At 61.2% G+C, this 22,600-nt stretch carries 19 protein-coding genes; 7 read left to right on the forward strand and 12 right to left on the reverse strand.

Annotated features, from left to right (window positions below):
- Nucleotides 1-1,001, forward strand: a 1,001-nt coding sequence (locus tag VKV28_09835) for an NAD(P)-dependent oxidoreductase (protein HLH77092.1), incomplete at its 5' end; no start/stop codon positions are given.
- A gap of 94 nt (nucleotides 1,002-1,095) precedes the next feature.
- Entirely contained in the window at nucleotides 1,096-2,391 is a 1,296-nt protein-coding gene (locus VKV28_09840) for an adenylosuccinate synthase (GenBank protein ID HLH77093.1), read from the forward strand.
- Here the strand turns inward: VKV28_09840 and VKV28_09845 are convergent.
- From VKV28_09845 to VKV28_09870, 6 genes are all read right to left on the reverse strand, one after another.
- Nucleotides 2,369-3,067: a hypothetical protein gene (locus VKV28_09845; GenBank protein ID HLH77094.1), complete on the reverse strand. Its 699-nt coding sequence runs from the start codon at nucleotides 3,065-3,067 to the stop codon at nucleotides 2,369-2,371. The genes VKV28_09840 and VKV28_09845 overlap by 23 nt on opposite strands.
- Nucleotides 3,068-3,482: 415 nt before the next feature.
- Nucleotides 3,483-4,463, reverse strand: a complete 981-nt coding sequence (locus VKV28_09850; GenBank protein ID HLH77095.1) for a hypothetical protein — start codon at nucleotides 4,461-4,463, stop codon at nucleotides 3,483-3,485.
- Between the two features lie 251 nt (nucleotides 4,464-4,714).
- A complete protein-coding gene (locus VKV28_09855; protein ID HLH77096.1) occupies nucleotides 4,715-5,455 on the reverse strand; it encodes a methyltransferase domain-containing protein in 741 nt (246 codons plus the stop codon).
- 29 nt (nucleotides 5,456-5,484) lie between these two features.
- Complete coding sequence (locus tag VKV28_09860) at nucleotides 5,485-6,846, reverse strand: amino acid permease (GenBank protein ID HLH77097.1); 1,362 nt, start codon at nucleotides 6,844-6,846, stop codon at nucleotides 5,485-5,487.
- A gap of 105 nt (nucleotides 6,847-6,951) precedes the next feature.
- Nucleotides 6,952-7,692: a hypothetical protein gene (locus VKV28_09865; protein ID HLH77098.1), complete on the reverse strand. Its 741-nt coding sequence runs from the start codon at nucleotides 7,690-7,692 to the stop codon at nucleotides 6,952-6,954.
- Between the two features lie 132 nt (nucleotides 7,693-7,824).
- Nucleotides 7,825-9,105 carry a hypothetical protein gene (locus VKV28_09870; protein ID HLH77099.1) on the reverse strand — a complete coding sequence of 427 codons (1,281 nt, stop codon included), beginning with the start codon at nucleotides 9,103-9,105 and terminating at the stop codon, nucleotides 7,825-7,827.
- Nucleotides 9,106-9,329: 224 nt separating this feature from the next.
- Between VKV28_09870 and VKV28_09875 the strand changes: the two genes are divergently transcribed.
- Nucleotides 9,330-9,875 (forward strand): hypothetical protein, encoded by a 546-nt coding sequence (locus VKV28_09875; GenBank protein ID HLH77100.1) that lies wholly within the window; start codon nucleotides 9,330-9,332, stop codon nucleotides 9,873-9,875.
- 71 nt (nucleotides 9,876-9,946) lie between these two features.
- Here the strand turns inward: VKV28_09875 and ispG are convergent, their stop codons facing one another.
- Both ispG and VKV28_09885 read right to left on the reverse strand, forming a co-directional pair.
- The gene (gene ispG / locus VKV28_09880) at nucleotides 9,947-11,104 is read right to left on the reverse strand and encodes a (E)-4-hydroxy-3-methylbut-2-enyl-diphosphate synthase (GenBank protein HLH77101.1); all 1,158 of its coding nucleotides are present in this window, start codon (nucleotides 11,102-11,104) and stop codon (nucleotides 9,947-9,949) included.
- Between the two features lie 32 nt (nucleotides 11,105-11,136).
- Nucleotides 11,137-11,466 (reverse strand): carboxymuconolactone decarboxylase family protein, encoded by a 330-nt coding sequence (locus tag VKV28_09885; protein HLH77102.1) that lies wholly within the window; start codon nucleotides 11,464-11,466, stop codon nucleotides 11,137-11,139.
- A 212-nt stretch (nucleotides 11,467-11,678) separates the two neighbouring features.
- Between VKV28_09885 and VKV28_09890 the strand changes: the two genes are divergently transcribed.
- The 3 genes from VKV28_09890 (at nucleotide 11,679) to VKV28_09900 (ending at nucleotide 13,677) form a co-directional block, all read left to right on the forward strand.
- Nucleotides 11,679-12,194 carry a hypothetical protein gene (locus VKV28_09890; protein ID HLH77103.1) on the forward strand — a complete coding sequence of 172 codons (516 nt, stop codon included), beginning with the start codon at nucleotides 11,679-11,681 and terminating at the stop codon, nucleotides 12,192-12,194.
- Nucleotides 12,195-12,196: 2 nt separating this feature from the next.
- Nucleotides 12,197-12,739, forward strand: a complete 543-nt coding sequence (locus VKV28_09895; GenBank protein HLH77104.1) for a hypothetical protein — start codon at nucleotides 12,197-12,199, stop codon at nucleotides 12,737-12,739.
- A gap of 314 nt (nucleotides 12,740-13,053) precedes the next feature.
- Nucleotides 13,054-13,677, forward strand: a complete 624-nt coding sequence (locus VKV28_09900) for a hypothetical protein (protein HLH77105.1) — start codon at nucleotides 13,054-13,056, stop codon at nucleotides 13,675-13,677.
- A gap of 579 nt (nucleotides 13,678-14,256) precedes the next feature.
- Here the strand turns inward: VKV28_09900 and VKV28_09905 are convergent.
- The 4 genes from VKV28_09905 to glgB form a co-directional block, all read right to left on the reverse strand.
- Nucleotides 14,257-14,502 (reverse strand): helix-turn-helix domain-containing protein, encoded by a 246-nt coding sequence (locus tag VKV28_09905; GenBank protein ID HLH77106.1) that lies wholly within the window; start codon nucleotides 14,500-14,502, stop codon nucleotides 14,257-14,259.
- A gap of 281 nt (nucleotides 14,503-14,783) precedes the next feature.
- Nucleotides 14,784-15,917, reverse strand: coding sequence for a DegT/DnrJ/EryC1/StrS family aminotransferase (locus VKV28_09910; GenBank protein HLH77107.1), 1,134 nt, complete (start codon nucleotides 15,915-15,917; stop codon nucleotides 14,784-14,786).
- A 14-nt stretch (nucleotides 15,918-15,931) separates the two neighbouring features.
- Nucleotides 15,932-16,477, reverse strand: coding sequence for an ABC transporter substrate-binding protein (locus VKV28_09915; protein ID HLH77108.1), 546 nt, complete (start codon nucleotides 16,475-16,477; stop codon nucleotides 15,932-15,934).
- Between the two features lie 224 nt (nucleotides 16,478-16,701).
- Nucleotides 16,702-18,783: a 1,4-alpha-glucan branching protein GlgB gene (gene glgB / locus VKV28_09920; protein ID HLH77109.1), complete on the reverse strand. Its 2,082-nt coding sequence runs from the start codon at nucleotides 18,781-18,783 to the stop codon at nucleotides 16,702-16,704.
- A 627-nt stretch (nucleotides 18,784-19,410) separates the two neighbouring features.
- Between glgB and VKV28_09925 the strand changes: the two genes are divergently transcribed.
- Nucleotides 19,411-22,593 (forward strand): efflux RND transporter permease subunit, encoded by a 3,183-nt coding sequence (locus VKV28_09925; protein ID HLH77110.1) that lies wholly within the window; start codon nucleotides 19,411-19,413, stop codon nucleotides 22,591-22,593.
- The last annotated feature ends 7 nt before the right edge of the window (nucleotides 22,594-22,600 follow it).

Here is a 22,600-nt window from a genome sequence, read left to right on the forward strand (position 1 = left end):
CCGATTTTATTACCGTACACACCCCGTTGACCGCGGAAACCCGCGGCATCATCAACGAAGCGGCGCTGGCCAAGATGAAGCCAGGGGTGCGGATTATCAATTGCGCACGCGGCGGCATTGTCGATGAGCTGGCGCTGGCCGCTGCGGTCAAGGCCGGCAAGGTCGCCGGCGCAGCCTTCGACGTCTTCGTCCAGGAGCCGCCGCCCGCGGACCATCCCTTGCTCGCCCTGCCCCAGGTAGTGACCACGCCCCATCTGGGCGCTTCTACCGATGAAGCCCAATTGCAGGTGGCCCTGGATATCGCAGAACAGATCGCCGATTTCCTGCTTCACGGCACGGTGCGCCAGTCGGTCAACATCCCCGCCCTCTCGGCCAAGGAATATGAGCTGCTTGAACCCCATCTGCGCCTGGGCGAGCAATTGGGCAAGCTAGCGGCACAGTTAATGACCGCGCCACCCACCCAGGTCACGGTGGAGCTGGGCGGTGAGGCAGCCAATCTGCACGGCGAGCCCATCGCCGCCGCGGTGCTCAAGGGGCTGCTGTCCAATTTCCTGGACGAGCCGCTCAATTTCGTCAACGCGCCCTTCATCGCTCGCGAGCGCGGCTTGCGGGTTAGCGAAACCCGCTCCCACGATACCACCGATTACATCAACACCCTGACCCTGACTGTGGCCACCGATAGCACCAGCCATCAGGTGGGCGGCGCGGTAGTGGGCAATCGCGCCATTCGGCTGGTCAAGATCGACGGCTTTCATCTCGAGGCGGTACCTGAGGGTTATTTTCTGATGCTGCATAACCGCGACGTGCCTGGGGTAGTGGGCGCGATCGGCACTTTGCTGGGGCGGGCCAATATCAATATCGCAGGCCTAGAGTTGGATCGCGACCAAGTTGGCGGCCGGGCGCTGAGCTTGGTCCATATCGACGGCCCAGCTCCCCAGGCGGTGTTGGAGGAGATCAAGACCCTGCCGGCCATTATCTCGGCCTCGCTCATCAAGCTTTAAAACCCGCGCCGCCGACCTGCGCCCGTCCGCCCTGGAAGCTGGCGGCGACACGCGGGCGTGCGCGCGCCAACGGGCGGAAGATCGTACTGAACCAATGAATACCGTGGCTGTGGTTGGGATCCAGTGGGGCGATGAGGGCAAAGGCAAGGTCGTGGACCTGCTGGCCGCCGACGCCGAAATCGTAGTGCGCTTTCACGGCGGCAACAATGCCGCCCACACCCTAGTGGTGAATGGCCGCAAGCTGATCGTGCGCCAAATCCCCGCCGGCGTGCTCCATCCCAATACGGTATGCGTGATTGGTAACGGCACGGTGGTCGATCCGCTGGCGCTGATAGGTGAGCTGGACAACTTGCGCGCTCACTCCCTGCTCACCGACCCCCAGCGCTTGAAGCTTAGCTACGACGCCCACATGGTGATGCCCTATCACGGCGCGATCGATCGGGCGCGCGAGGCCCGTTTGGCCAAGGCCGCAATCGGCACCACCGGCTTCGGTATCGGCCCGGCCTACGAGGACAAGGCCGCCCGTATCGGTTTGCGGCTGATTGATTTGCTCGATTTTAAGAAGCTGGAAGAAAAGCTTAAGCGCAACCTAGCGGACAAAAACGCCTATCTCAAGGCGGTGCTAAAGGCGCCGCCGGTCAATGGCCGCCACCTGCTGGAGCAGCTACGAATGGCGCGCAAGCGGCTGCTACCCCATCTGTGCGATACCGCGCTCTATCTGGACGAAGCGATCCGGGCCGGACGCAAGGTGCTGTTCGAGGGTGCGCACGGGACGATGCTGGACATTGACCATGGCACCTATCCTTTCGTCACCTCCTCAAGCTGTCTGGCCAGCGCCCTGTTCGCCGGCACCGGCGTACCTCCCGACCGTTTGCGGGCGGTGCTGGGAATCAGCAAGGCCTACACCACGCGCGTCGGCGGCGGTCCTTTCCCCACCGAGATCAAAACCAAGCTGGGCCAGCGCCTGCGCGAAGAGGGTGAGGAATTCGGCGCGGCTACCGGTCGCCCGCGCCGAATCGGATGGTTCGACGCGGTGCTGGCTCGCCATAGCGCCCGGCTCAACGGAGCGTGGGGGATGGCGCTGACCAAGCTGGACGTGCTCAGCGGCATCGACCCGCTCAAGGTGGCGATCGCTTACGAGCATCGAGGCCAGCGCTACGAGCAGATGCCGCCGGGGCGAGTGCTGCTGGATCGGGTGCGGCCGCTGTACGAAGAATTGCCCGGCTGGCATGAATCCCTCGATCAGGTTCGCAGCCTGGCCGATTTGCCCACCAACGCCCGCCGTTATCTCGATCGGATTGCCGAACTAACCGGGGTACCGATCGCGATGATAGGCACGGGCGCGGCCCGCGAGGCTACCATCGTAATCAACAATCCGTTTGCGGTTTAGCTTCAGTTGGACCAATGGTTTGGGTTTGGGCCGCATGCTGATGGGCGCCCTGCTCAGGCATCGTAAACGGCGGCTCTGGGCGACGGAAAGCTTCGCTGGGGTGCACACGCAGCGCCTCAGGCAGTAATCGATCGATTTCCTCGCGCGACAGCGCGCTCTCATCCCCGCGCTTGACGGCGGCCTTGGCGCGCTTATGGGCGCGACCGCTTGGCTCCCGCATCAAGCCCTGGATCAGGGCAATTTCCCGAGCCAAAGTTTCCACCTCACGTTGGGCCTCTTCGATCGCAGTGGTGGGAGTGCTGATTTTGCCAATCACCATCAGAAAACGGCTGCGTTCGGCCGCCAGGCGACCTGCCGCTAACCGGTATTCCAGTTCTTGTCGCGAAGGATCAAAGCCGATTTGGGCCAACAACGTGCCGGAGGTGACAAAGGTCAGCACCACCGCGGCCAGCGCCGACCAGGGCCAATGCGGCACCAGGGCTATCACGATGGCGGCTGTGGTAAGCAGGGAAAGTACCACGTTGAGCCAGCGCATCAGGACGGCGCGGCGATGCCAGGCTTCAATCTGCACCCGCTGCGCGCTTTCAGCGGTAACCAGCTTAGCGTAAAGCTCGCCCGCGGTTTCCAGCAATTTGGAACGCTCGTCCGCCGCATCCTGATTATGATTGGCTACCATGATGGCTTAACCTGATGACCTCACTCGGGCCACGAGAGTAAGTGTCATTGTAGCTCGCACTGGGTCGACGGGTTGCAGAGAAAACGCTTGGCAACAGCCTCGCCCGGTGAAATTGCGCCGCGTCGGGCTCACATCCGGGCCCGGTGTTGCACATAGCTAACTCGGAGGGCTTGGCGAACCTTGGCGCGCCACTGAAACCAAGCGCAGCCTTACGTCGGGGCTGATACGGTTAAGCCATGCGCCGCAGGTCTAGCGATTGCAGCCGGAGGTGGCGCAGGCGGCGAATCTTTGGACGGAAGTCGCATCGAGTATCAACTCGAACAGCTGGGCGTTCCGTTGTCCTGCAGCGCCGCCCTCCAGTACCCGCTGTACCTTTGCTAGTCCCTGCCATCCCGGGCCAGAGACTCCCCTGTAATTAGCTCGGTAAGTGAAGCGGCGCACCCCATTCAGCCCGCGAGGCGCCGTTTGCCCAGAAATTTTTAATCGAACTGGAGTCCGAATACGCGCATAGGAAATTGCCGCTCTGCGTGAAAAAGAGTCTGTAAAGCTCCAGACAAAGGACTTCAGCCTGCCACACGCGCAACCACGCGGTTTCCTCAGGAACTGAACCAGACAGCTCCGCATTCTCGAAATACTCATGGTGCTCCGCCTTGTTGCGCAATCGGTAAATTTCTTTGAGGCTTTCAATCGCCCCGGACTCGCAGAGAATCCCGATCGTATTTGCGAATTTCGTTTCGCCCCATGCGTCGGGCGGCAGGAACGATTCGATTGCCCGAACGTACTGATGCATGCGAACGTGATGAAGGCGCGACCGGCAAGCCTCAAGAAACGCAGCCACGCCCGAGTTTACGCGCCAATACCGCGGTGGTTTGCGGCCATTTTTATAATCCCCTTCGTGCGAATCGATGTTCTGCTTCAGTCTCCCTGCGAACTTAGCCGCAAGGCCGATCCGTTCGGCGAGCGACCATTGCCGCGACTCGACCGTGCGAGATACCACGCCGTCGAGTCGTTGCCGGATGTCCTGCTCCAAGCCGGCTGAATTTGACCATAGCTGGCTGACACTTCCTTGAAATCCTGGCCTCAGCGCGACTGGCAACAGATGTGTGCGATTCCCGTCGCGCCTGCCGATCAGGAGCGTCGCGTCATTAAACTCTGGAATTCCGAGCCAGACCGTAAGGCCCGCCTGGAAATATGTAACCTTCAGCCGCTCTTTCCGCCCGTCCCGGAGCGGATGGTAAGACTGCGGCGCGGAGCGTTTGACCGTAAGGAAGACCTTGCTACTGCTGAGCTTCTCGACCACGGATCCCTCAAGCTGGCGCTTGACCTCATCGTCAAAAGCAAAGGCCGGTTCTTTCAACAGCCAATAGTCGCCACAGTCCTGAGGCTGATCGTTCAACGCTGTGAGAAGCTCACGCCACGGCTCGCCTTAGAAGCTCAGGCTCTGAAATGTCAAGCCTCCCACCGCGATGCATCCGAAACACTCACTCGGCTGAACCTTGAAATGTTCCGTTCACAGCTCGCATCCGTTCTCCTTTGGGCGGCGAGGCGAGTGCGAAAAGCGCGCTCGCCAACCCGCCGAGCGCAATCTCGCGCCGGAGCGCGGGCGAGGCGCAATCGCCGATCCTCGCCCGCGGGTTTGGCGAAAAACTACTTGCCCACCGCCTGCGCGCCCGCGGGCCATTGATCCCCCTTGTCGAAGACCAGGAAATAGCTATGGGGGAGGAAGTCGTAGGTGCGATCCAATTTGAAGCCGGCATCCTGGGCTTCGCGAATATTCTCCCAGGCTGGAACCAGCTCGTTGGTCTGGTGAGGACACCAACCCTTATTGTGAGCCTGCGGAGGAAAGTCGATAATCGCCATCCGCCCATCGGGCTTGAGTGCCTGGTAAATCTTCGTGTAGAAGGCGGTGCGATGGTCGATATGATGGGAAACGTCGGATAGAAAGGCCAGATCCACGGAGCTCGCCGGCAACATCGGATCATCGGGCTTGTCGAGCACGGTCTGGATGTTGTTCATCCCCTCCTTTTTGGCGCGCGCCTTGACGTAACCCAGGATGTCACTGCTGATATCGACCGCGTAAACCTTGCCCGTCGGCCCCACCGCCCGCGCGAAACGGCGCGTGAAATAGCCCGAGCCCGCCCCGATATCGGCCACCGTCATGCCCGGCTTCAGGTTCAGCGCCTTGAGCACCGCGACCGGTTTTTGCGTCTGGTCGCGTTGCGGATTTTCCAGCATCTTGATGCGGGCCTGCAGCGGGACCTGACCGGTGGCCCGCGGCATCGTGGTCTGCTGAGCCCACGACCAGCCGGCCCCCAGCGTCACGGCCACCACCACAGCCAGCGCAAGTAGGCGCGGCGCAATCCTCCAACCCAAGCTCCGATTCGCCATCAAACAACCCTCCTTCGGTGATAGAAAACCTATGCGCGCTGGGCGCGGCCCCGCGAGAGGTAGTACCAGGGCAGTCCGAAGCCGACCACCAGTAGGCTAACGATTGCCTCCTCGGGACGCGAGAACAGAGTGTAAATCGCGATCCAGGCCATCGCGCAGACGTAAAAGGCGGGCAGCCAGGGATAGCCGGGAATTCGAAAAGGCCGCGCCAGATTGGGCTTGCGCAAACGCAGGGCGATTACCGAGGCCACCGCCAGACCGGAGAAAATCACGACCGCAAATTCGGTGTAGATGACGATTTTCTCAAAGGTGCCGAAGAACAGGATCAGGACCACCGACCACGCACTCTGCAGGATCATGGCCCGGGCCGGGGTGCCAAAGCGCGGACTGACCAGGCCAACGAGGGCGGGAAATACCCCATCGCGCGCCATCGCATAGTACACCCGCGGCCCAGCCACCACCATCGCGCTGGCCGAACTCAGAATCGCCAGCGCCAGCAGCGCGGTAATCCAATGAGCCGCGATCCCGCCGAACAAGCCGACCGAGGCCTTTTGAGCCACTGCCAGCACTCCGCTCATCGCGCTCATCGGCAGGGCGTAGAGATAAAGCAGGTTCATCCCCAGATACAACACGATCACCACGCCCATTCCGGCCAGCAGGGCGCGTGGAAGTGTGCGTTGCGGCTCTGTGACCTCGCCCGCCACATAGGCCGCCGCGTTCCATCCACTGTAAGCGAAAATGATGAAAATGAGTGAGACGGCGGCATTGCCTTGGGCCGGAATCGCCGAATGGAAGTTAGCCGTATTGCCGTGGCCGCTGGTCAGACCCGCCACAATCAACACCGCCATCCCGGCGATCGTACCGCCGGTTAGAACCTTCTGAATGCCCCCGCCCAAGCGCAGGCCGATGACATGGACCGTGGTCAGCAGGACCAGAATGACGATCGCCAGCCCCTTGCCGCCGGGACTCTCCGACGGTCCCACGAAACTCACGAAATGGTGCAGGTAGCCCACGAAGGCCAGGGTTGCGGCGGCGATCGCGCCGCTGAAACCGATAAAAAACGAGGTCCAGCCGCTGAGATAGCCGGCCAGAGGTCCATAGGCCTCACGCAAATAGACGTACTCGCCGCCCGCCTCGGGCATCGCGGCACTCAACTCACTGTAGGACAAGGCGCCAATTAGTTCGATCAGGCCACCGGCGATCCACAACCCCAACAGCCAGGCCGGGGAGCCAATGTCGCGTGCCACGAAGCCCGAGGTGGTAAAGATCCCGCTGCCGATGGTATTGGCGACCACCAGTGCCGCCGCCGTATCCAATCCGATTGCTCGGCGCAGCCCCGGCGCGGGCTGCGGGGAACGTGTGGGGACCTCCTTGCTCTTTTTGGTACTCAACCGAATTCACATACTCCTGTAACGATTTGCGACAGGACCGGCCATCGCCGGCAGCGCAATCCTGCGACACCAAACCGATAATTCTTGGGCGACCACCAGCCGGGCTCAAAAGAATGCCGGCACCAGGTATGCCATCACTGCGTTGCCGGCGCCGCTGGCGAAAATTTCGCCGTCGCGCGGATCCAGCGCCAAGCCCAGCGCGTTGGAAAGCCGAGTCTGGGTACCTCGAATAATCGCGCGCGGCGCGACGTCGCCATTATCGGTGATGTTCCACACTCCGACGAAGCCCAGCGGCGAGGGAGAAAACTCCGAAATTGGCCCCTTGCAGCCAGGCATCGGCGCGTCACCCGCGGGATCGTAAGGGGGACGGTAGTTCATCTCCAACACGGCGGCATAAATCTTACCGCCGTAGGTTTGGACATGCCACAGGCCGAGGATGCCGGTGGTGGGACCGGCGATAACTCGTTGGGGCGGCAGATCGCCGTTGTCGGTGCGGTTGAAGATATAGATCGCGCCGCGATAGTGCGCGTCGCGCGCCGCCACCACCACCAGATTGCGGTCGGGGTCCACCGCCACCCCGGAATCCAACCGCATCCCGGCCTTGCTGCTAGAAATTACCCGTAGTGGGGCCACGTCGCCGTTGCCGAACAAAGGATAGGCAGCGACGTGGGCGTTACCGTAATCGGCTTCCCAGATTTCGTTGTGCTTGGGATCCACCGCCACGCCCCAAGGTTGATGGAGTTGGGTGTGGGGCCCCTGGATCACACGCAAGGGGGCGACGTTGCCGTTGGCCCCGCCCTTGAAGATCACCAGCGAGCTGGCCAGCGGTTCGCTGGCGATAATCAAATCGTGAACCGGGTCGTAGGTGATACCGTGGGCGACCCGAGTTAGCTTGGTGTTTTGCCCCTCGATCGCGCGGGCCGGCTCGACGTTGCCACTTGCCTCACGGGCAAATGCCGCGATACGCGGATCACTGATTCAATTGGGCACCAGGATCTGATCGCGCTTGGAATCGTAGGCCAACGCGGTGGGACCGCCGAAGCCCGCACGCAGCGTGCCCGCCGGCGCGTTGCGAATCACTCGCCGCGGGCGCGCATCACCGGCGGCGGTACGGGCGAAGACCTCGGCGGTGTGGCCATAATTGGCCACCCAAATCTCATCGTGCACCGGGTCGTAGGCCACGCCCATGGGGTGCAGAAGCAGAGTATGCGGCCCGGCGATTACGCGCAGCGGGGCCACGTTGCCGGTAGCGGTACGGGAGAAGACCAGCACCTGGTCGCCGGCCTCGTTGGTCACGAACAGCTCGTTGTGGCTGTCGTCAATCGCGACCCCGGTGGGCCAGTTGAAGCGGGTCTTATTGCCCTGGATTACTCGAATCGGACTGACGTCGCCCTTGCCGTCGTCGCGATAGACCGTGACCGAGGGCGGATAGTAGCGGCCACCGCCGTTGTAATCGGGGTCCCATTCGCCGCGCGACCAATTGCCGTAATTGGCCACCACGATTTCGTCGTGCGCCTCGTCCCACACCAGGCCATGGGGATCGGCCAGCTTGGTATGCATCCCGCGGATCTCACGCAGCGGGGGATCGGCGTTTTGCGCGTCGAGCTTGAAGAAGGCGATTTGCGCATTGTGTTCGATCGCAACCGCGATTTGCTGATAGCGCTGGCTCAGCCCGATTCCATAGGCGCCGTGCGGAATCGCCAGCACGCGGGCCGGATAATTACCGTTGGCGCCGTATGGGAAATTGGCAACATCGTCGCCGAAATCATTCTCCGTGACATAAAATCGATGGCGCACCGGATCCATAGCGATGCCGGTGGCAAAGGACAGCCAGGTCGCCGGCCCTTTGACCCAGGCCTTGCGCGGCGTGATCCCGGTCGCGCGGGGTGGGGCCGCCACGTTGAGGTCGTAAACCAGCGCGCTCTTGAAATTGGGATCGCTCATGATCGCCAGGTTGTTCTTGGCGTCAATCGCAACCCCGTTGTAGGAAGGATAGGGATCCTCCAAATAGGTGCAGGGTTCAATCGGGCCGCCGGGGATAGTGTTGAGAATGCCCAGGAATTTCTGCGACAACTGACCGCCCTTGATCTGCGGAATCGCCGGGGTCTTGGCCGAGAGCACGGGCGCGCCCCCAGAGGCCGCCGCGGCGGGGCCCGGATCCCACCAAGCCATTGGCCAGGCTTGCCTCCCAGCGCTCCCCATCGCAACCGTCATGAAGGCGGCGAAAACGGACAGCGTGCCAATAACCCTGTGGTTCATGTCTGCCACCTCTTTCTCCTATGTCGCTGCCAGCAGGGAGGCTTGACACCGCGCTCACCGAACGGCGGTTCTTAGCCGTCGTGCTGGACCGTTTATTAGGCCGGGCCCGCCGGATGTCAAGCCGCCCGCGGCGACTCGCCCAGCGTGCTCCTTGACGGCTTGGCTTGCGGCGATGATAATCAACTTGATTATGACCCCAATTGATTCCTGTGCAGGAGTCGCCGATGGACAAGGACAAGCCGCTGGTTGATGTGCCCCGCGTAAATATGCTTGAGCCCGCCTCGGCCGTCACTGTAGGCCCCAAGGGTGCCGCTCGCTCAGCGCTGATCGGCGTTGCCGCGGCCGTGCTCCTGATCGGTGCCGCGGTGTGGGTCGGTGCGAGCGTCAGGAACCGCGGCCAAGTGGCTTGCGAGGTGGCGGTTCCCAAGGCCCTGGCTCAGATCCGCGACGGGCGGGTAAGTGCTCTGGATCAAGTCGCGGCCAAGACCGATTCGGCCGATCCTAACAGTGTTTACGTAGCCCGGATGGATCGCCAACTGGCGGTAGTCGGCTCGGGCCGATTCGAATGCGAGTATTGCAGCCAGAATGCCGCCACGGCGCTGGACAACAGCGGCTTGCGCTCCTTTCCCATCGAGCACCATCCCACCGCCCTGCTGGTTTGCGCCGATCACAAGGCGTTGGATCTAGGAGGAATCTCCCAAACCGTGGCGCAGACCTTGGAGATGGATCCCTCCAATACCAGTAGGGTCAGCGTCCATACCTTGGACTAGTTAGCAATACCATTAGGAAGCGTTTCACCGGCCGGGCCGCGCGCCCGGCCGGTTTTTTCGCGCGCAGTGCTTCAGTCAGCTTGGGATGAGTGGGGGCCCGCTGCGATGATTTGGTCCAGCTCCTGGCGCAGGCGCCCCAGCACCTCGTCGTAGCCGAAATTGCCCAGCTTGCGATCCTTGCGCTTGAGATTGACCGTGGTCGGTCCGCACCACAGCCCCAGATCGGCATCGTCGGTCTCGCCCGGGCCGTTGACCCGGCAGCCCATCACCGCGATCGTGACCCGATGCGCAGCAGCGTAGCTGGTCAGCTCCTTGACCTGGATGGCCAACTCCACGAACTTTTCGTTCTCCACCCGTGAACAGGAGGGGCACGAAATGATGTTGAGCCCTGGCCAGACGTCAGGCACCGACAGGAAGCGGCCGGCAGCCACGTCGCGAACGATCTGGTGGCCCACCTCGACTTCCTCGTGCTTGCGTTCGTAGGGCAAGGTCAGCGAGACCCGAATGGTGTCGCCGATCCCTTCGGCCAGCAGTTTCTCGAAAGCGATCCGAGTCTTGATGATCCCCTCGGGCGGCAGGCCAGCTTCGGTAACCCCCAGATGCAGGGGCACGTCGGGACGGCGTTGGGCAAAGCGGCGGTTGGCCAGCACTACCTTGGCTGGGTCGGAGTCCTTCATGGAGACCACGAAGCGCTCGAAGCCCAGCTCGTCCATTAGATCGCAGTGATAGGCGGTGGATTCGGTTAGGGCCTGGAGCTGGTCACCGGGATATCTTTCTAAAAAGGCCGGCGCCACGGAACCGCAATTAACACCGATCCGAATGGCGAGATTGTGGGCGCGCGCGACCTCCACCAGCCATTTGACTTTTTCCGCAATCGTCTTGCGCTTCTCGATGTGGTGGAGATGGCCGGGGTTGTAGCGAATCTTGTCCACCCAGGGCGCAACTTTATCGGCGATCCGATAGTTTTCCTGGAGGTCGACCGAGAGCACGATGCCCTTGGTTTGCGCCCGAATCTCCTTGAGCGCGGCGACCTCCTTTTCATTGTCCAAGGCGATGCGGACGATGCCGGCCCCGGCGCGGGCCAATTGATGGGCCTGCGCCACGGTAGCATCGACATCGCGGGTATGAGTGGCGCACATCGATTGCACTACAATGGGTGCCTGACCACCGACCTTGAGGTCGCCGATCGCGATGGTGCGAGTTTTGCGCGCGGGCTGAACTGCTTCCATGATCCTCTTGGACAAGCGTAGCAAGGGTTGAACTAATCTTTACTCTCCAGCGAATGCATCGCAATGCAGCCGTGGGCCCACGAGGCTCCCGCCCGCATCGCCATCGCCACGAATACCGCCTCGGCGACCTCCTCCTCGCTGGCGCCTTCGCTTACTGCCTTACGGGTATGCACGTCGATGCACCAAGGGCATTGGGTGACATGGGCAGCGGTGATCGCCATCAGATGCTTCATCTTGGAGGAGATGGCGCCGTCTTTGAAGACCGCATCATCGAAATCCACGAAGCTTTTGAACAATTCTGGCTTGAGTTGGCGCAGTTTGCGCAACGCTTTGATTCCCTCGTGGGTATAAAACTCGGCCATGAGCGACGCTCCTTGGATGCGAAATGGCTTACCGAACTATAGCAAACGACGCGCGCTCCGCTATCGGGACAGCACCGCCCCCAGCTTCGAACTCAAGCCGCCGACTGACCGAAAGTCGGCGTAAAATGCAGCAATATTGAGCTCTTTTTGCCCGATTGACTGGTTGAGGGAGGGCTTTTTATGATGGAACCTGCGGAGGAAAGCCAGTGCGGATGATTCTACCTCCTCTGGCGTGTCGCCGGACCATCGACCGCCATCTGACCGAATTTTTTCAAACCCAAAAAATCAGCGCGTTCAACCGCGCGATTTCAACCTTCTGCCGCTTTTACGCAGTCAAACGCCCTAAGATCGAATGGTACGAATATCTGGATTGGGGTAAGACAGCGGGTAAGACCTACGAAAACGGCCTGATTCACTTCATCCATCCTAGCAACTGGAAGCGAGGTCGGGTGTACAACAGCGAACGGATGTGGATTCAAATCGTCTATCACGAGATGGGCCACTATCTGTTCTGGACCGACGCCGAACGCAAAGCCGACGCCTTTACCCGGCGGATGGTGCACGGCCTGCGCCCGCGCAGCTCGCGGCGTCTACGCGCCGCGCGGGTAAAGCGCCAAGCCGGGCGGCGTCGGGGCGAGCGCAGGGCCACCGGCGGACAGCGCAGAGCGGCGGCGGTACAAGCGCGCAGCGCGCGTAAACGCGCTTCGGCACGCTGCCGGCGAGGCTAGCGATGGCGCGGCCCAACGTCCAGGATCGCTGGTGGGTCGAAAGCGGAGTTAAGAAACCGCGCCAGGAGCGCGCTCAGCTAACGGCCCAGCTCCCAGTCGCGATGAGCTTCTACAGCGTGGCACGCGATTACGACCAGGATCGGGCCAAAGAACACCTGACCGACAATAACCTCAACATCGCCCGCGCCCTCAATCCTAGTCCCGGCCAGTGGTCGTATCTGGCGATGACCGAAGAGCATTATTCCAAGCATTTGATCAAGCGAATCAAAGACGAATTCCGTCTGCCGGGCCAGGCCAGCGGGATCGTAATAGACCATGGGCGGCTGTTGCGCTTGCTGATCTGCGGACCCCAGGTCGAGGACTGGATGATCGACCTGCACCTGGGCGAAGAGCCCTCGGTGGACGTTTACGTATGGAACACGCTGTATCGTGAACGGCTGTGCCAGCGAGCTGAAGAGGCCCTGCGGCTAGGCCGGCGCTGGGCGCTCAACCTGATTCAGTACCCACCACAGCGTGACGATCCTTTTCGCGGCGCGCTGCTATAAGGCGCCTTTGGGGGTGCGGATTTCACTCATCGCAAGCCGGGATGCAAGCGGTGGTTTTAATCCTTCAGCTTTAGTCCCGGCTGCCGCAAACTAAAAACATCCGTCGCCTCGCTCTGCGACCGAGCGAATCCGCCGCCGAGCGAATGAGGTGACGCTGAAGACAAGCGAAATTTGATCGTGAGCCGCTGGCCGCCGCCGGTCCACGTTGCTTTGGAGTCAGTATCCTCGTTCGCGCGAGGCTCTCTATGCGTCGCTTTTGGTACTGGCCGGCGAGTCTGGCGGCCAGTCGAGCTGAAGGCAATGGCACGCCGGGCATGTCCCGGGCAAAGTCGGCGGCCTACCTCACGCCACGCCGTTTCTGGCATTTGGTGGCTTCCAGCTCGCGCCCCGGTAAGGCTAGCGGTTTACTCACCGGCTGGTGGCTGTGGGAGCAGATCGCTAAGCAGGTTTGGCCCTCGCAGGCAATTCCTGAGGCGCCGGCCGGACTGTTGCGGGTACGTTTGATCCACTATCGGGGACCCGCCCTTACCCTACCCGACGATACCGCCATCAAGCCCGGTGCCATCATCGGGGAATTGCACTGCGAAAACCTCCGTTTCCTGCGAGCCCTGTTAGTTGGCGAGCTCGTGGCGACCGCGCTTCGAGGCGACCTCGCCGCCCTGGCTCGTTGGACCATGCGCGAGGGGATCTGTTTCGAGGCTCTATATGGTTTCACCCTGCTAGGCGCGGGCGCGGCGCGGCTAGGCTTTTATCGCCGTCAAGTGCCTCTCACCTGGCGCCGACGCGCCAATCGATTATTTATGAACGGCTTGATTGCGCTCTACCATCCCGACGGTATTCGCCGCCTGGAACGAGGCAGGACTCTCAGCGCACCACCGGTGGAGATTTGGTTGTCGCGCACCCAATTACTGCGCCGCTATCGCGATCACGAGGCATAGCGATCTTTTCCCCGCACGGGCGGCGAAACCACAGAAGGCGCACCTCGACCACCTGAGCGAACTTCGCACAATCCGAATCATCGCTCTCGCTAACCCTGCGGCTGTACATCAGGCGCGGGCGTGGGCACAGTCTGCGCGTAGACTGTGCCCACGCGCGTTGAAAAACCGCTTTAGCAGCAGGCTTAACCGATGTTCCAGTGTTGAAGCCTGTGCGCTCTCCCTTGAGGCCTGGCGTGCCAGGGTCGATAACCCGGCGCATAGTTGCCTTAGATTGCCACCACCGATCAGATCAATTCTCAGGCCTGCGCTGGCAAGGTCTGGCCGCGGGTGCATTGGTAAGGGCGGACGCTGAAACCGGAAAGGCTCGGACGCAATAGAATTCTGACTTAGGAGCACAGGCGTGCTCCAGAAATTGTCACTACCGGCGCGACGCCACGACTAACGAAGCGCCCACAACCTACAGGAGCGAACAGGCCTAGCGGGCGGGCGAATCTTGCCGTGGATGAGAAGGGAGGAAGTTTTTCTCAGCGGCCGTCTGGAAACTGTTGGCAGATTTTCAGGTTGGATATAGTCCCGGCTTCAGTTTGCTTCGGCGCGTTCCAGCAGTCCGCCTCGCCTCAGTGGGCGGGTCATCTTGCGTTTGCACCAGTTTCGGATTTCTTCCGTCATGAAGCGCCAATCGCTGCCCACCTTGAAGGCTGGGATCTCGTTGCGCTTGAGCAAGCGATAAATGGTCGATTGGTTGCATTGCAGATAGCCGCTTAGATCCTTGACCGTCATCACTTCACCCACGCCCTTGATCATCGCCGCCACTTTATTCCCCATGGCACCGTCTCCCGTATGGTGTTGGCCCTTCTGGCCGACGTACTCGCTCTTCAAGCAAAGATTTTAAGCAACCTACTAAATGAAGTGGTCGAATGCAGAAGCGTAAATTGGGTTGGGTCCGATGTCAAGAGTTAATAGAAAATGTTGAGAGAACAAAGGTCAATAGGGCCGAGAAGAGGTCGTAATTGATACAAATCAGCGAAGCTGCGTACAATTTCGTTTAATCCGTTCCTATTATGCGAAAACGTTAAACCTTTGCGGCTTTGCAGCGCTATGGATGCTTAGTCGCCGGCATAAAAGCGCCGGATCGCATCTGCCACCAGCTCTTGCTGATGAGGGGTAAGCTCGGGATAGATCGGCAAGCATAGCACCTCACGGGCCGCAGCTTCGGCCTGCGGAAGCTCTCCCGCGCGATAACCGAGATGAGCGAAGGCGGGCTGCAAGTGCAGCGGGATAGGATAATAGACTTCGCTGGCGACTCCGCGCTGGCGCAGAAATTGGCGCAGTTCATCGCGGCGCGCGCATCGAATCGCGAACTGGTGATACACGTGCTCGCAGCCAGAGGGCACAACGGGAAGTTGCACCTGCGCAAGGCCGGCCAACAGCTCACGGTAGCGCGCGGCCACCTCACTTCGGGCTTGGTTCCAAGCGGCCAGCCGGGGCAGCTTGACGCGCACAATCGCGGCTTGGATTTCATCCAATCGGCTGTTGACCCCGGCGATTTCATGCTCGTAGCGACGCCGACTACCGTGGTCGCGCATCATCGCAAGCCGCTCGGCCAAGACGCTATCGTCGGTGAGCACCATGCCACCGTCTCCCGCACCACCGAGATTCTTGGTGGGATAAAAGCTCAAACACGCCAACGCGCCCAGCGCTCCCGCCGCCCGCCCGTGATAGCGCGCGCCCAAAGCCTGCGCGGCGTCTTCGATCAAGCGCGCGCCCGCGCGCCGCGCGATTTCATCCAACACTTGCATGTCGGCAGTCAGGCCGTACAAATGCACCGGAATGATTGCGCGGGTGCGGGCGGTGATGGCTTGGGCTACTGCCGCGCAATCCAGGGTGAAGGTCAGCGGGTCGATATCGACAAATCTGGGTCGCGCGCCCAGACGAGCCACCGCGCCGGCGGTCGCCACAAATGTGAAGGTCGGACAAATCACTTCGTCGCCCGGCCCGATTCCGATTGCCATTAGCGCCAACATCAACGCATCGGAGCCCGAGGCGCAACCCAGCGCCGCCCGCACTCCAACCATCGCGGCAATCTCCCGCTCCAGAGCCGCGCCTTGAGGACCGAGGACGAACTGCTGGCTTTCCATCACCGCCGTGATGGCGGCCATAATCTCGGGGCGCAGCGAGCGAAATTGCGTCTTTAGGTCCAGTAGTGGCACCGTGGTCGGCGCCGCCGGCTGCACAGGCATGTTCATCTCGGGCTTTAGCGGTTGGCCGCTTGCGTATTTCCCAGTAGCGAGGCCAATTCACGCTGCTTGCGCTGCAGGTCGCTGACGAGCACGTTGAACCCGCGTTCGTTGATTACATGATTGAACTGCGTGCGATAATTATCGACCATGCTGATGTTGTCGATTTGCACGTCGTAGACCTTCCAATCGCCGTTTTTCTTCTCTAATTGAAAATTCAGATTGATAGGGCTGCCCTGGGTTTGGATTACCTTGGTATCGACTTCGGCATATCCTGGCCCGTTCATCCGCTGGCGCGCAACCTCGAACTTTAGATTGACATAACCCTGGATCTTGTCGAGGTAGGCATCCTCTATAAAGGAAGAAAACAACGCAACAAACTGCTCCTGTTGAGGCGGCGAAAGGTTCTTCCAATGGTAGCCCAGGGAGGAACGAGCCATCGTAGCGAAGTCGAAGTGAGCTTCGGCTAATTCGCGCAGTCGTTGCCGCCGTTGTGCCAGCGGAAGCTGAGTATCCTGGAGCACCGCGATGGCTTGCGTCAGTACCGCCTTTACCTCCGGCATCGGCCCGCTCCCTGTGCTGCCGCCCGTAGCGCCAAGCAGCGCTAGAGCCGTCGTGATTATCATCACCCGAGGCCAACGGCCCGGGCCACCCGCCACCGTGCGTATTGGTTCCACATAAGCCATACGGACACCTCCGGTGCAGTTAAGCTTGAGCTTGCTGAGACGAACAGCGCCTGTACACATGCTCCGCCGGCCACGGGGCTCAGAGCCGAAAGAGTAAGCCGCTAGGGCGGACATAGCCAGACCACGGCCAGCGGTGGCAGAGTGAACTCGGCGGAATAGGGAAAGCCATGCGAGGGGATCTGCTCGGCCTGCACGCCGCCCTGATTGCCAACATCGTTGCCCCCGTACCAACGACTGTCGGTGTTGAGAATTTCGCGGTAAAAACCCGGCTTGGGCAGCCCCAGCCGATAGCGATTGCGCACCACTGGCGAGAAATTAGCCAAGCAGATCAGTACCTGATTGCTGGCGGGTGCGAAGCGCGCAAAGGCAATAGAGTTAGCGTCGGCATTGTCGGCATCGATCCAGCGAAAGCCAGCCGGCTCGGTATCGGCCTCCCACAGCGCCGGATGGGCGCGATAAATCCGATTGAGGTCGCGCATCAATTGTTGCACGCCGCGATGCTCGGGCTCGGCCAGGAGATGCCAATCCAGGCTGCGGTCATGATCCCATTCCCGCCATTGTCCGATCTCTCCCCCCATGAACAGCAGCTTCTTGCCTGGGCGCGCCCACATGTAGCCCAGCAGCGCGCGCAGATTGGCGAACTGCTGCCAACGGTCCCCAGGCATCTTGCTCAGTAACGAGCGCTTGCCGTGCACGACCTCGTCGTGCGACAGCGGCAAGACAAAATTCTCGCTCCAGGCATACAGCAGACCGAAGGTCAGGTGGCGATGGTAATAGCGGCGATAGATCGGGTCGCGGCTGAAATAGTCCAGGGTATCGTTCATCCAGCCCATGTCCCACTTAAGCCCGAAGCCCAAACCGCCCAGGTACGTGGGGCGGCTGACGCCCGGCCAAGCGGTGGATTCTTCGGCGATCATGGCGATTCCTGGATTGAGCCCATAGGCGCGTTCGTTGAGTTGGCGCAGGAACTCCAACGCCTCCAGGTTCTCCCGCCCGCCGTAGCGATTGGGAATCCATTGGCCGGGCCCCTTGCCATAATCCCGATAGAGCATCGAGGCCACTGCGTCCACCCGCAGACCGTCAGCATGGCATTCGTGCAGCCAGAACAGCGCGCTGGCAATCAGGAAGGTGCGAACTTCATCGCGACCGTAATTGAAAACGTAGGTACCCCAGTCGGGATGCTCGCCCTCGCGGGGGTCCAGATGCTCGTACAGGGCGGTTCCGTCGAAACGGCCCAGACTGAAATCATCCTTGGGGAAATGGGCCGGCACCCAGTCCAGGATGACGCCAAGCCCGCGCCGGTGGAGATAGTCCACCAGGTAGCGAAAATCGTCGGGCGAACCATAGCGGGCGGTGGGCGCGAAGTAGCCGCTGACCTGATAACCCCACGAGCCGCTAAACGGGTGTTCCATCACCGGCAACAGTTCGAGATGGGTAAAGCCCAGATCGAGCGCGTAATCGGCCAACGCAGGCGCCAGTTCACGATAGCTCAGCGGCCGGTTATCTTGCTCCACCACCCGTCGCCATGACCCCAAATGCACCTCGTAAATCGACACCGGCTGATGCAGCCAATCGCGCCCCTGGCGCGCATTCATCCAGTCACGATCGGTGAATTGATAGCTCGGCTGATAGACCACCGAAGCGGTCGCCGGCGGCAGCTCCATCGCCTGGGCATAAGGATCGGCCTTGACGCGCGGCAGCGCGGCCAGGGTATGGATTTCGTATTTATAGCGGGCTAGGGGTGGCAGTTCCGGCACGAATAACTCCCAGATGCCGGTGCTCCCCAACCTGCGCATCAAACAGCGCCGGCCGTCCCAGCGATTAAAATCTCCCACCACGCTGACTGCCCGCGCGTTGGGCGCCCACAGCGCGAAACCGACCCCCGCGACCCCCTCCAGAACGCACGGATGGGCCCCCAGCTTGCGGTAAGGCAATTCCTCTTTCTGCGCCCCCAGCAAGTACTTATCCAACTCCCCTAGCCAGGGCGGAAAAGCATAGCAATCGCGCGTGGTTTCACTGCCGGTGGGCGTCTTTACCACCAAATGGTAGGAAAACCTTTCTTTTGGGCGTTGCAGGAAGAGCTGAAAAAGAGCGCTGTCGCGCCAGCGCTCCATCGGGTGCGCCTCCGCGTCGTGATCGGAAATCAGATCGATCGATAGAGCGCCCGGCCAGTATGCCCGCACCACGGTTCCCCCGGGCACGGGATGCGGTCCCAATAGCGCGTGCGGATCGCCGTGACGTAGCTCGACAAGCGCCGCCAGTTCGCCTTCGCTGAAGCCTGGCGCCGGCTGTCTGGCCGGCTCGGGCCGCGTTGGCGTGGGCAGTTGATTGGAGGAACTCAGAGCCGACCCTTTCCCTCGTGGCGGCGACCAAGGTGCCGAGGCTGGGAAAATTCCCGCCGTCGGCTTAAATCATGACAGTCCGTGACCCTCATTGCGCTAATTGTAGACGCCCCCCTCTCTTAGAGCGAGCGACAACCGACCCAGACCTTAAGCGGCGCGTTCCGCACCATCGAACGCCGGCTAGCGTCCACGATGCAATAAACAGCTGGTTTCGCTGGCGTGATAGCCGTAAAACTAGCAAATTACGTTGAATACAAGCACTATCATGCCAATTCTCTGTTATTCGTTCGAGAACCAGCGCTGGACGCCAAGCGGGATTTGCCCCTCCAGCCCGACACACCGCAGCAGGTCTTTTATGAGCGATGCGGGGCGTTTACAATCGCTCGGTTGTTCCGCGCGAGCTGTGTCCGTGGCCGCGAGTTACAACGATCGCGCGCGCGCGGTCAGGAGCCGCCGAGGTAACACCTTATGATGTGGCTGGTAGAGATCGCCCTGCGGCGCCCGATTTCGATTGCCGTAATGGCGTTAATCATGCTGGTGCTGGGCGCACTGTCCTTCAGCATGATGAATATCGATATCTTTCCGACCATCGATATTCCGGTTGTGATTGCGCTCTACAATTACACCGGGCTGTCGGCGGTGGACATGGAACGGCGGGTCATCACCCAGGAGGAGCGCGGCTTCTCGACCACCGTCAACGGTATCGACCATATCGAATCGTTCGCGGTGACCGGGACCGGATTGATCAAGGTTTATTTTCAGCCCGGGGTGTCCATTCCCAGCGCGATCGCGCAGATGGTCTCGACCTCTACCTCCAGCATGGTCTTCATGCCACGGGGCATGGAACCGCCCAATATTCTCGATTACAACGCGGCAAACGTGCCAATCGCCCACCTCAACGTCTCCAGCGATACCGTACCCGAAAACAAACTGTTCGATTACAGCCTGTACTACATCAGAACCAAGCTCTTCACGGTTCCCGGCACCTCGATTCCGCCGCCCTTGGGTGGAGTGCCACGCTCGATCATGGTCAACCTCGATCCGCAGGCGATGTTCGCCAATGGTCTGGGCGCGGCAGATATCGGCGAGGCGCTGGCCCAAAGCAACGTCATCATCCCCTCGGGCACGGTACGGATGGGCGACAAGGAGTTCGACGTCAACCTCAACATGAGCCCAGCCGAGGTCAAGAATTTCAACCGCCTGCCAATCAAGCTGGTTCCCGGGCTCAAGGGTCCGACCCCAGTGTTTCTGGGCGACGTAGCCTCGGTCACCGACAGCCATCAGCCGCAAACCAACGTGGTGCGGGTCAATGGCAAGCGCGCGACCTTTTTGCTGGTAATCAAGCATGCCGCCGCCTCCACGCTGGGCGTGATCAACGGGGTCAAGCGGATGTTGCCCGAAATCCAGGCCACCGCACCTAAGGGCTTTCGGATCAAGCTCACCTTCGACCAATCGGTGTTCGTGCGTGCCGCTTTGTGGGACGTGGTCCAGGAAGCGCTGATCGCAGCCGCGCTGGTGGCTTTGATGGTGCTGGTTTTCCTGGGCTCGGCGCGCAGCATGGTGATCGTGGTGATTTCGATCCCGCTCTCGATTCTTACCGCGATCGTGGGACTTAAGCTTTCCGGACAAACCATCAACACCATGACCTTGGGCGGGCTGGCGTTGGCGGTGGGAATGCTGGTGGACGATGCCACGGTGGAGGTCGAGAACATCCACCGTAACCACATGATGGGCAAGCCGTTGCTGGTAGCAATCCTCGACGGCGCCAGCCAGATCGCCACCCCGACCCTGGTCGGCACGCTGGCCATTATCATCGTGTTCTTTCCGGTGGTCTTGCTCCAGGGCGTGGCCCGCTTTCTATTCACCCCCCTGGCCCTTGCGGTGACCTACGCGATGCTAACTTCCTACCTGCTGTCGCGCACGTTGGTCACCACGATGGCGGCTTCGCTGCTGCCCGAGGAGGCGACCGAGCATGTCACCGGCCCTTGGAGCCGCTTTCACGCTGCCTTCAATCGCGGCTTCGATCGGATGCGCGAGCGCTATCGGGCCTGGCTGGCGGGCTTTATTGCCGCGCGCCGGGTGTGGCTGTGCTACTCGCTGGTGGCGATCGGAGCCTCGATGGTGCTGTTCGGCGTGGTGGGCGAAGATTTCTTTCCCCAGGTAGACGCCGGGATGATGAAGTTGCACGTGCGCGTGCCCACCGGCACCCGGATCGAACAGACCGAGCGGATCGTGGACGCGGTGGAACACGCCATCCCCACGGTTATTCCGGCGCGCGATATCACTGACGTAACCGACAATATCGGACTGCCTTTCGCGATCGAACTGGCGTTTTTCCAGACCGACAATGTCGGGCCCCAAGACGCCGAGATCAACATCCAATTGCGCCGCGGCCATCAATTACCCACCGCGGTTTGCGAAACCCGTATCCGGCGCATGCTGGCCGAGCGTTTTCCCGAGGTACGGGGCTGGTTCCAGGCTGCTGATATCATCAACCAGGTGCTCAACTTCGGCCTGCCCGCGCCGATCAACGTGCAATTGGGCGGGATGAACATGGCAAGCAACTACGCTTTGGCGCGCAAGCTGGAAGCCAAAATGGCGCGCATTCCCGGAATTACCGACTTGCGCATCGCCGAGCCGCTAGACTATCCCGCCATCGACGTCCACGTCGATCGGGCCCGCGCGCTGGAGATGGGAATCACGATGCAGCAGGTCGCTTCCAGCCTGCTCACTACGCTGAGCGGCGATACGTTGCTGCAACCCAACTTCTGGCTCGATCCGATAAGTCAGGCTAGCTACTTCGTGATCTCGCAGGCGCCTCAGCATCTGATCGATTCAGTTGACGCCCTGGGCAACATGCCCCTGGGCAGCAGCAGCGGTCAGCCGCAGTTGCTCAGCAACGTCGCCACCTTCAGCCGCTCGGTGGACCCCGCCGTCATCGACCACTACACTATTGACCGGGTGATCAACGTCAACGCCGGCGTGGCCGGCCGCGACTTGGGCGGGACCACGGCCGACGTGCGCAAAGCGATAGCCTCGCTGGGCCGCCTACCGGTAGGCAGCCACATCACCATCCGCGGTCAGAGTGAGGCGATGGCCGAATCCTTCGGCACCATGGAGCTGGGGTTGATTCTGGCGGTGGTGCTGGTGTACCTGCTGATGGCGGCCAATTTTCAGTCCTGGCTAGAGCCGCTGATCATTCTGATGGCAGTACCGGGAGCCTTGGCTGGGGTGCTTTGGATGCTGGTGCTGACGCATACCACGATCAATGTAGAATCCCTGATGGGCACGATCATGGCGGTAGGCGTAGGGGTGGCCAACGGCAACCTGCTCATCACCTTCGCCAACGACCTGCGCGAGGAAGGCTACAGCGCGACCGCCGCCGCCATCGAGGCCGGCCGCATTCGCCTGCGTCCCATCCTGATGACCGCGCTGGCCATGATCCTGGGGATGCTGCCCATGGCGCTGGCATGGGGCGAAGGTTCGGAACAAAACGCGCCGTTGGGGCGCGCCGTGATCGGCGGTCTGCTCGGCGCCACCCTGACCACCCTGTTCGTGGTCCCGGCAGTCTATTCGATTTTCTCTCGCGCGATGGTAACTAAGCAGGAACGCGACGACCGCGTGCGGTCGGCCCTGATGCCGCGGGTGTAGGAGCCCA

The organism is Candidatus Binataceae bacterium (assembly GCA_035294265.1).
Lineage (GTDB): Bacteria > Desulfobacterota > Binatia > Binatales > Binataceae > DATGLK01.

What these genes read in the sequence shown, in the direction of transcription:
- VKV28_09895 (HLH77104.1), top strand. Translation starts at nt 12,197, where the DNA reads ATGGCGCGGCCCAACGTCCAGGATCGCTGGTGGGTCGAAAGCGGAGTT.
- VKV28_09925 (HLH77110.1), top strand. Translation starts at nt 19,411, where the DNA reads ATGATGTGGCTGGTAGAGATCGCCCTGCGGCGCCCGATTTCGATTGCC.
- VKV28_09900 (HLH77105.1), top strand. Translation starts at nt 13,054, where the DNA reads ATGTCCCGGGCAAAGTCGGCGGCCTACCTCACGCCACGCCGTTTCTGG.
- VKV28_09885 (HLH77102.1), bottom strand. Translation starts at nt 11,466, where the DNA reads ATGGCCGAGTTTTATACCCACGAGGGAATCAAAGCGTTGCGCAAACTG.
- VKV28_09875 (HLH77100.1), top strand. Translation starts at nt 9,330, where the DNA reads ATGGACAAGGACAAGCCGCTGGTTGATGTGCCCCGCGTAAATATGCTT.
- VKV28_09840 (HLH77093.1), top strand. Translation starts at nt 1,096, where the DNA reads ATGAATACCGTGGCTGTGGTTGGGATCCAGTGGGGCGATGAGGGCAAA.
- VKV28_09915 (HLH77108.1), bottom strand. Translation starts at nt 16,477, where the DNA reads ATGCCGGAGGTAAAGGCGGTACTGACGCAAGCCATCGCGGTGCTCCAG.
- VKV28_09890 (HLH77103.1), top strand. Translation starts at nt 11,679, where the DNA reads ATGATTCTACCTCCTCTGGCGTGTCGCCGGACCATCGACCGCCATCTG.
- VKV28_09855 (HLH77096.1), bottom strand. Translation starts at nt 5,455, where the DNA reads ATGGCGAATCGGAGCTTGGGTTGGAGGATTGCGCCGCGCCTACTTGCG.
- VKV28_09905 (HLH77106.1), bottom strand. Translation starts at nt 14,502, where the DNA reads ATGGGGAATAAAGTGGCGGCGATGATCAAGGGCGTGGGTGAAGTGATG.
- VKV28_09910 (HLH77107.1), bottom strand. Translation starts at nt 15,917, where the DNA reads ATGCCTGTGCAGCCGGCGGCGCCGACCACGGTGCCACTACTGGACCTA.
- VKV28_09870 (HLH77099.1), bottom strand. Translation starts at nt 9,105, where the DNA reads ATGAACCACAGGGTTATTGGCACGCTGTCCGTTTTCGCCGCCTTCATG.
- VKV28_09845 (HLH77094.1), bottom strand. Translation starts at nt 3,067, where the DNA reads ATGGTAGCCAATCATAATCAGGATGCGGCGGACGAGCGTTCCAAATTG.
- ispG (HLH77101.1), bottom strand. Translation starts at nt 11,104, where the DNA reads ATGGAAGCAGTTCAGCCCGCGCGCAAAACTCGCACCATCGCGATCGGC.